Annotated in this window: 9 protein-coding genes; 7 read left to right on the top strand and 2 right to left on the bottom strand. The window is 62.0% G+C overall.

Annotated elements, in window-relative coordinates; all coding sequences use genetic code 11:
* The 7 genes from UB23_RS20865 to UB23_RS20835 form a co-directional block, all read left to right on the top strand.
* A partial coding sequence (locus UB23_RS20865; RefSeq protein ID WP_045061206.1) for a protein-glutamate methylesterase occupies positions 1-602 on the top strand: 602 nt, incomplete at its 5' end.
* Positions 602-1,342 carry a flagellar motor protein gene (locus tag UB23_RS20860; protein WP_045061205.1) on the top strand — a complete coding sequence of 247 codons (741 nt, stop codon included), beginning with the start codon at positions 602-604 and terminating at the stop codon, positions 1,340-1,342. The genes UB23_RS20865 and UB23_RS20860, both read left to right, overlap by 1 nt.
* A 15-nt stretch (positions 1,343-1,357) precedes the next feature.
* A complete protein-coding gene (motD, locus tag UB23_RS20855; RefSeq protein ID WP_045061204.1) occupies positions 1,358-2,251 on the top strand; it encodes a flagellar motor protein MotD in 894 nt (297 codons plus the stop codon).
* A gap of 42 nt (positions 2,252-2,293) precedes the next feature.
* Positions 2,294-3,082: a ParA family protein gene (locus UB23_RS20850; RefSeq protein WP_045061203.1), complete on the top strand. Its 789-nt coding sequence runs from the start codon at positions 2,294-2,296 to the stop codon at positions 3,080-3,082.
* 125 nt (positions 3,083-3,207) lie between these two features.
* Entirely contained in the window at positions 3,208-4,089 is an 882-nt protein-coding gene (locus tag UB23_RS20845) for a CheW domain-containing protein (protein WP_045061202.1), read from the top strand.
* A gap of 75 nt (positions 4,090-4,164) precedes the next feature.
* Positions 4,165-4,650 carry a chemotaxis protein CheW gene (locus tag UB23_RS20840; RefSeq protein ID WP_007946765.1) on the top strand — a complete coding sequence of 162 codons (486 nt, stop codon included), beginning with the start codon at positions 4,165-4,167 and terminating at the stop codon, positions 4,648-4,650.
* Complete coding sequence (locus tag UB23_RS20835; protein WP_045061201.1) at positions 4,651-5,043, top strand: DUF2802 domain-containing protein; 393 nt, start codon at positions 4,651-4,653, stop codon at positions 5,041-5,043. It begins immediately after the preceding gene.
* 112 nt (positions 5,044-5,155) lie between these two features.
* On the opposite strand, the gene UB23_RS20830 is transcribed toward UB23_RS20835, so the two are convergent.
* Both UB23_RS20830 and fliK read right to left on the bottom strand, forming a co-directional pair.
* Complete coding sequence (locus UB23_RS20830) at positions 5,156-5,485, bottom strand: EscU/YscU/HrcU family type III secretion system export apparatus switch protein (protein ID WP_045061200.1); 330 nt, start codon at positions 5,483-5,485, stop codon at positions 5,156-5,158.
* The gene (gene fliK, locus UB23_RS20825) at positions 5,482-7,047 is read right to left on the bottom strand and encodes a flagellar hook-length control protein FliK (RefSeq protein WP_045061199.1); all 1,566 of its coding nucleotides are present in this window, start codon (positions 7,045-7,047) and stop codon (positions 5,482-5,484) included. The genes UB23_RS20830 and fliK overlap by 4 nt, the downstream gene beginning before the upstream one ends.
* Positions 7,048-7,161 lie beyond the last annotated feature (114 nt).

Below are 7,161 nucleotides of genomic sequence, written 5' to 3'. Positions count from 1 at the left end.
CCCCGGCCCCGGCCCCGTCGTCGCCTGCCCCCAAGCGCAAGGGCTATAAGCTGGTGGCAATCGGTACGTCCACTGGCGGCCCGGTCGCGCTGCAACGGGTACTGACCCAGTTGCCCGCGAATTTCCCGGCGCCCATCGTGCTGGTGCAGCACATGCCGGCGGCGTTTACCAAGGCCTTTGCCGAACGCCTGGACAAACTCTGCCGCATCCACGTCAAGGAAGCCGAAGACGGCGACATCCTGCGTCCGGGCCTGGCGCTGCTGGCGCCGGGCGGCAAGCAGATGATGATCGACGGTCGTGGCGCGGTGAAGATTCTGCCGGGCGACGAGCGCCTCAACTACAAGCCGTGCGTGGACATCACCTTCGGGTCGGCGGCCAAATCCTACGGTGACAAAGTTCTGGCGGTGGTACTGACCGGCATGGGGGCCGACGGCCGCGAAGGCGCGCGCCTGCTCAAACAGGGCGGCAGCACCATCTGGGCCCAGGATGAAGCCAGCTGCGTGATCTACGGGATGCCCATGGCCATCGTCAAGGCCGAGCTCGCCGACGCGGTGTACAGCCTGGACGAAATCGGCAGGCATCTGGTCGAGGCGTGTGTCTAATGGATGTACTGAGCCTCATCGGGATCATCATGGCGTTCGTCGCCATCATCGGCGGCAACTACCTGGAAGGTGGTCACCTCGGCGCACTGGCGAACGGTCCGGCGGCACTGATCGTTATCGGCGGTACCGTCGGTGCGGCGCTGCTGCAGTCGCCGATGAGCGCCTTCAAGCGCGCGATGCAAATCCTGGTGTGGATTCTGTTCCCGCCGCGGGTCGACCTGGCCGGTGGCGTCGATCGCGTGGTCAACTGGAGCCTCACCGCCCGCAAGGAAGGGCTGCTGGGCCTGGAAGGGGTGGCCGACGCCGAACCCGACAACTACTCGCGCAAGGGCTTGCAACTCCTGGTCGATGGCGCAGAGCCTGAGGCCATCCGCAGCATCCTCGAGGTCGATTTCTATACTCAGGAAAGCCGGGACATCGAGGCGGCCAAAGTCTTTGAAAGCATGGGCGGCTACGCGCCGACCATCGGCATCATCGGTGCGGTAATGGGCCTGATTCACGTCATGGGCAATCTGGCCGATCCGTCGCAACTGGGCAGCGGCATTGCCGTTGCGTTCGTTGCCACCATCTACGGCGTGGCCAGCGCCAACCTGGTGCTGTTGCCCATCGCTGCCAAACTCAAGGCCATCGCCCTGCGGCAGTCGCGTTATCGCGAAATGTTGCTGGAAGGCATTCTGTCGATCGCCGAAGGTGAAAACCCTCGCTCTATCGAATTGAAGCTCCAGGGCTTCATGGATTGATGGGGGTTATGGAAGATGGCACGTCGCCGGCAACCTGAAGAACATGTGAACCATGAGCGCTGGCTGGTTTCCTACGCCGACTTCATCACGCTGCTGTTCGCGTTTTTCGTGGTGATGTACTCGATCTCGTCGATCAACGAAGGCAAGTACAAGGTGATTTCCGAGGCGTTGATCGGCGTGTTCAACGACTCCGATCGAGCGCTGAAACCCATCCCCATCGGCGATGAACGCCCCAAGACCGTGACCCCCGCCAAGCCTCTGGTCAAGGACAGCGAGCAGGTCGACGCCGGCATCGCGCAGGCGGGTGAAAACCCTCTGCAAAGCATTGCCGATGATATCAGTGCCGCGTTCGGCGACCTGATCAGCTCCAACCAGATGACCGTGCGTGGCAACGAGTTGTGGGTGGAGATCGAACTCAATTCCAGCCTGTTGTTCGGCAGCGGCGACGCCATGCCCAGCGACATCGCCTTTAACATCATCGACAAGGTCGCGGCCATCCTGAAGCCGTTCGACAACCCCATCCATGTCGAAGGCTTTACCGACGATCAACCGATTCGGACCGCGCAATACCCCACCAACTGGGAGCTGTCTTCTGCCCGCTCGGCGAGCATCGTGCGCATGCTGGCGATGCAGGGAGTGAACCCGGGGCGTCTGGCGTCGGTGGGTTATGGCGAGTTCCAGCCGGTGGCCAATAACGCCACCGCTGAAGGCCGCGCGCGCAACCGGCGGGTGGTGCTGGTGGTGTCACGAAACCTGGATGTACGGCGCAGCCTGACAGGCACCGGTACCGCCAATGCACAACCGGATGCTGCATTGAAGCGTGCTGGCACACAAACTGCACCTGCACCGGTCAAGCCGCCGGGACGAGAGAGCGCCGTCAATTCTCCGTCACCCGCATTAACACGCTGAGCTATTTCTCGGTCGGCATTTCGACCGGGAGGAATCATTCGAATGAGAGTCTGGGCAGTCGCCAATCAAAAGGGTGGTGTTGGTAAAACCACATCCTCCATCGCTTTAGCCGGGTTGCTGGCCGAGGCGGGCAAGCGTGTGGTCGTGGTCGACCTCGATCCCCACGGCTCCATGACCAGCTATTTCGGGTATGACCCCGACGCCCTGGAGCACAGCAGCTACGACCTGTTCCTGCACAAGGGCAGCGTCCCCGCCGGGTTGCCGGGTCAACTGTTGTTGCCCACCAGCCATGAGAACATCTCGCTGCTGCCTTCGAGCACCGCCCTGGCGACCCTGGAACGGCAGTCGCCGGGCCAGAGTGGCCTGGGCCTGGTGATCGCCAAGAGTCTGGCGCAGTTGTGGCAAGACTTCGATTACGCGGTCATCGACAGCCCGCCGCTGCTGGGGGTGCTGATGGTTAACGCCCTCGCCGCGAGCCAGCAGTTGGTGATCCCGGTGCAGACCGAGCATCTGGCCGTCAAGGGCCTGGAACGCATGGTCAACACCCTGGCGATGATCAACCGTTCGCGCAAACAGCCGCTGCCGTTCAGCATCGTGCCGACCCTGTTCGATCGACGGACCCAGGCGTCCATCGGCACGCTGCGAGTGGTGCGCGACATGTTCCCGGAAGAAACCTGGCAGGGTTATATCCCGGTCGACACGCGCCTGCGTGATGCCAGCCGTGCCGGTCTCACGCCGTCGCAGTTCGATGGCAAGAGCCGCGGCGTATTGGCGTATCGCTCGTTGCTCAAGCATTTGCTGGAGCAGCAGCTTGTCCCGGCGGTGGCGTAGATGAACCCGATCCCAGCAGGAGCTGCCGCAGGCTGCGATCTTTCGATCTTGCCTGGCGGCATCCTTGAAAAAAACCAGATCGGCAGATCGAAACCTGCGGCAGCTCCTACGGTGGAGGTGTGTCTGTGAATCGGCCGGTCAAGATCACGTCACGTCCGCAACTGGCGTTGCAGTCCTACCTGGACAGCCTGCTGATGGACGCGACCGAAGACCTGCCGGTTGAAGTTCAAGCGCCTGTTGAAGCGGTCGAAGTCGAAGCGACTCTGGACGAGTTCCAGGCGGCAGTGCTTGAAGAGCAGGTCCGGGATGCGCGTAAGCCAGAGGCGGTTGTTGCTCCGGTAGTGGCTGCGGTTGAAGAGGTTCAGGTTGAGCAGGCCAGGGTAGTGCTGGTAGAAGCACCTGCGCTGGCCCTGGCATCCGTGTCGACCATCGCGCCGCTGCTTCAGGCCCTGGTTCCACCGGTTGTCGAAGTCCACCTGCCGCCCGGTAACAGGCTGCCGCCGGCGGACAGCAATGGCAGGCCCGCCTGGGCCGCCGAGCCCTTCGAATGCCTGTTGTTCGATGTGGCCGGGTTGACCCTGGCGGTGCCGCTGGTGTGCCTGGGCTCGATCTACTCGCTGGAAGGCCATGAGCTGACACCCTTGTTCGGCCAGCCGGATTGGTTTCTCGGGATTCTGCCGAGCCAGGCCGGTAACCTGAAAGTCCTCGATACCGCGCGCTGGGTCATGCCCGACCGCTACCGCGACGATTTTCGCCAGGGCCTGCAATACGTGATTTCGGTCCAGGGTTACGAATGGGGGCTGGCGGTGCATCAGGTCAGCCGCTCCCTGCGCCTGGACCCGAATGAAATCAAATGGCGCAGCCAGCGGGGCCAACGCCCCTGGCTGGCCGGTACCGTGATTGAACACATGTGTGCGTTGCTTGATGTTGCCGAGTTGGCGGAGTTGATAGCCAGCGGCGGGGCAAGGCACATGGGCGGCAAAAAGCCAGCCCACACACCGACATAACAAACAGGCAGCGACCTATCGAGGGCCGCTGTGCCGAACACACACCGCCACGGCGGTTTTTTGAGGGGTCAGGGTATGAATGACAAGGCGACGGCGGCAAAGGGTTCTGAAGATCCGATCCTGCAATGGGTAACCTTCAAGCTGGACAATGAAACCTACGGCATCAACGTAATGCGCGTTCAGGAAGTACTGCGCTACACCGAGATCGCCCCGGTTCCGGGTGCCCCAAGCTACGTGCTCGGCATCATCAACCTGCGCGGTAATGTCGTCACCGTGATCGACACCCGTCAGCGCTTCGGCCTGATGAACGCCGAGATCAGCGACAACACCCGCATCGTCATCATCGAAGCCGACAAGCAAGTGGTCGGGATCATGGTCGACAGCGTGGCGGAAGTGGTTTACCTGCGTCAGTCGGAAATCGAAACCGCGCCTAACGTCGGGAATGAAGAGTCCGCCAAGTTCATTCAGGGCGTGTGCAACAAGAACAACGAACTGCTGATCCTGGTCGAGCTGGACAAGATGATGAGCGAAGAAGAATGGTCGGACCTGGAGAACATCTGATTGATTCTTGAGGTCGCGGTCATTGTCCTGTTCCTTTTGTGGGCAGGCACCCTGGCAATGTTCCTGGCGTACGTGCGTACGCAAAAACCGCTCGCGGCTAAACAGGTCGAGGGCGACGCGCTGCGCGATCAGCGGATCAAGGACCTGACCCGACGCGTCGAGAACTACCAGGACGGTAACGTGCGCATGGGCCAGGAACTGCAGGAACTGCGCGCGGTAGTCGGGCCAATACCGGACAAGCTGGTGGCGCTTGAGCAGCGCGACCCGTCGAGCCTGTCCTTTGCCCAGGCAGCGCGCCTGGTTGGCATGGGCGCCAGCGCCGAAGAGCTGACGGCGTCCTGTGGCCTGACCCAGGCCGAGGCGGAGTTGATGCGCAAGTTGCACAAGAGCTGATAGATCAAAAGATCGCAGCCTCGTTTCACTCGACAGCGCCTACGGGACTGTAAGCGTTCCACTGTAGGAGCTGCCGAGTGAAACGAGGCTGCGATCTTTTACAAACGGCACCTCAATAATCATCCCCACGTGCAGTCACGTCCTTCTCCACCATCGGCGCATCCGGATCCTGCCCTTGCGGAAATTTCCCCTTCAACCTCCAGGCAAACGCAATAATCTCCGCAATCGTTCGATACAACTCTTCCGGAATACTCTCGCCCAACTCCATTCGCGCCAGCAACTTCACCAGTTCGGCGTTCTCGTAGATGGGTACTTCGTAATCACGGGCAATCTTCAGGATGGCTTCGGCCAGGGCATCGTCGCCTTTGGCCGTGAGCGTCGGGGCGTGGGTGCCGTCGTACTTGAGGGCGATGGCCTGGCGTGGGGTGTCGGAATGGCTCATGCGGTTTCATCCACCCAGCGTTGTTCGAGACGGGTTTGCGGGCCTTGGGGTGGGGTTCCGAGGTGACAGTCGATGTCGCCCACGTTCAGGCCAGAATCGAGCAGTTGTTGCCGCAGGGCTGCCAGGTTGCTTTCGATCAGGCTGGCGGTGTACGGCCGCTCGGCCCACAGCTGGCCAGACAGGCTGCCACTGATCAGCTGGGCCTGAACCTGCAACGGCCCCAGCGGTTCCATGTCGAACGCCAGCTCGACTCGCCACAGTTGCTGCTTGGGTGGGCGTTCTTCATGACGATCTTTTGGCTGTTCTTTTTCCGGCGCGTCTTCACGCTGGAATTTGACCTGCAGCGGCACAATGTCCTGCAGGTTGCGCATCGGGATTTCCAGCTGCCAGGTACTCATCAAGCGCCCGTCGGCGGTCACCCCTGTCTGTTCCAGGCTCGACAGCTGGTGACTTTGCAGGCGCGATACTGCAGCGGCCGCCAAGCGCAGCAGGTGTTCGAGATCATCCTCACCTTCGGCACTCTGCAACAGGCGATCGGCCAGCGGAAAGCTGGTCGGCGAGGGCTTGGCGCTCACCTGGCTGAGCATGCCCAGGGCATTGCGCATGAAGCTCGGCATGGCCTGGGCCAGGGTGTTGGCGGCAATGATCGCGTTCATGTGCGTGTTGGGGGCCGGGCTCAGTTGGGCGATCAGCCTGAGCAGATCACCTTTCATATCCGGGGCCAGCGACGGATTCAGCCCGCCCAGGAGCTTTGATTCGAGGAACACGCCGCTGTTCGCCAGGGCCAGCGCCAGGCCTTTCGGGCTGCTCAATTGCTGAATATCCGGCAGACCAGCGAGCAGCTTTTCGGCAGCGGCGCGCAAGTCGCTGGAGGTCTGGCTCCCGGCGGGCAGGTTCTGCAGAAGCTTCAGCAGGCCGTCCAGGGAGCCTTGCCGGCTGTGCTGGCTGGCCAGTTGCTGGGTCACTGCCAGTTGCTCCGAGCGGCTGCCGAGCGGGACGAATTTGAGTGTCTGGCTGTCTTGCACCAGGGCGCTGAGCAAAGTGCCGATGCGCAGTGGCGTCGGGCTGTCGATGCTCAAGGTACTGCCGCTCAGAGCAGTGTTGAGCAGGCCGACCATTGAGCGATACACCGTGGGCTGGCCGGATTCCTGCGGCAGCACCTGGGACGTCAGGACCTTGCCTTGCAGCAGCGTGCCGGCGGGCAATTGCGCCGGGTCGAGGCGGGTGAGGGTGGCCGCGCCAGAGGCGAGGGCCTGTTGCAGGGTGATCGCCAGGTTGCCCGCCGAGGGTTGTGTGATTGCCAGGCTGGAGCCTTGGGGCAAAGGCTGGGCACTGATGGCCTGGAGCGTCGTCTGGCGCCCGTTCTCCAGGGTGATCTTGAGCAGCAATTGAAAGGCCTGGTCGGCCTGCTTGAGTGACAGCACTTCGGCGTTGGCGGATTGGCCGGCGGATATCAGGCCCTCCATGGGTGTCAGCAACTTGAGCAGTTCGCCGCCGGTTTGCGGGCGTGAAGTGGCCGGCGCATTCTGCAAGATCGGGAGGATGTTCATTTCGCCTGTCATACGCGGTCACAACCTGAGGAAATTGCACTCTTGAGAGTAGGGGATGGCATGTATAATGCCGCCCCGTCGTCTATGGGGCGCGCGAAACAATGCATTTGTTTGACGCAGCTCCCC

The organism is Pseudomonas sp. ES3-33 (assembly GCF_000952175.1).
GTDB lineage: Bacteria > Pseudomonadota > Gammaproteobacteria > Pseudomonadales > Pseudomonadaceae > Aquipseudomonas > Aquipseudomonas gregormendelii.
The sequence above is the reverse complement of the archived record's forward strand: the minus strand, read 5'-3'. Positions and strand labels throughout refer to the sequence as shown.

Coding starts and splice junctions, on each gene's coding strand:
- UB23_RS20860 (WP_045061205.1), top strand. CDS start 602: ATGGATGTACTGAGCCTCATCGGGATCATCATGGCGTTCGTCGCCATC.
- motD (WP_045061204.1), top strand. CDS start 1,358: ATGGCACGTCGCCGGCAACCTGAAGAACATGTGAACCATGAGCGCTGG.
- UB23_RS20850 (WP_045061203.1), top strand. CDS start 2,294: ATGAGAGTCTGGGCAGTCGCCAATCAAAAGGGTGGTGTTGGTAAAACC.
- UB23_RS20840 (WP_007946765.1), top strand. CDS start 4,165: ATGAATGACAAGGCGACGGCGGCAAAGGGTTCTGAAGATCCGATCCTG.
- UB23_RS20830 (WP_045061200.1), bottom strand. CDS start 5,485: ATGAGCCATTCCGACACCCCACGCCAGGCCATCGCCCTCAAGTACGAC.
- fliK (WP_045061199.1), bottom strand. CDS start 7,047: ATGACAGGCGAAATGAACATCCTCCCGATCTTGCAGAATGCGCCGGCC.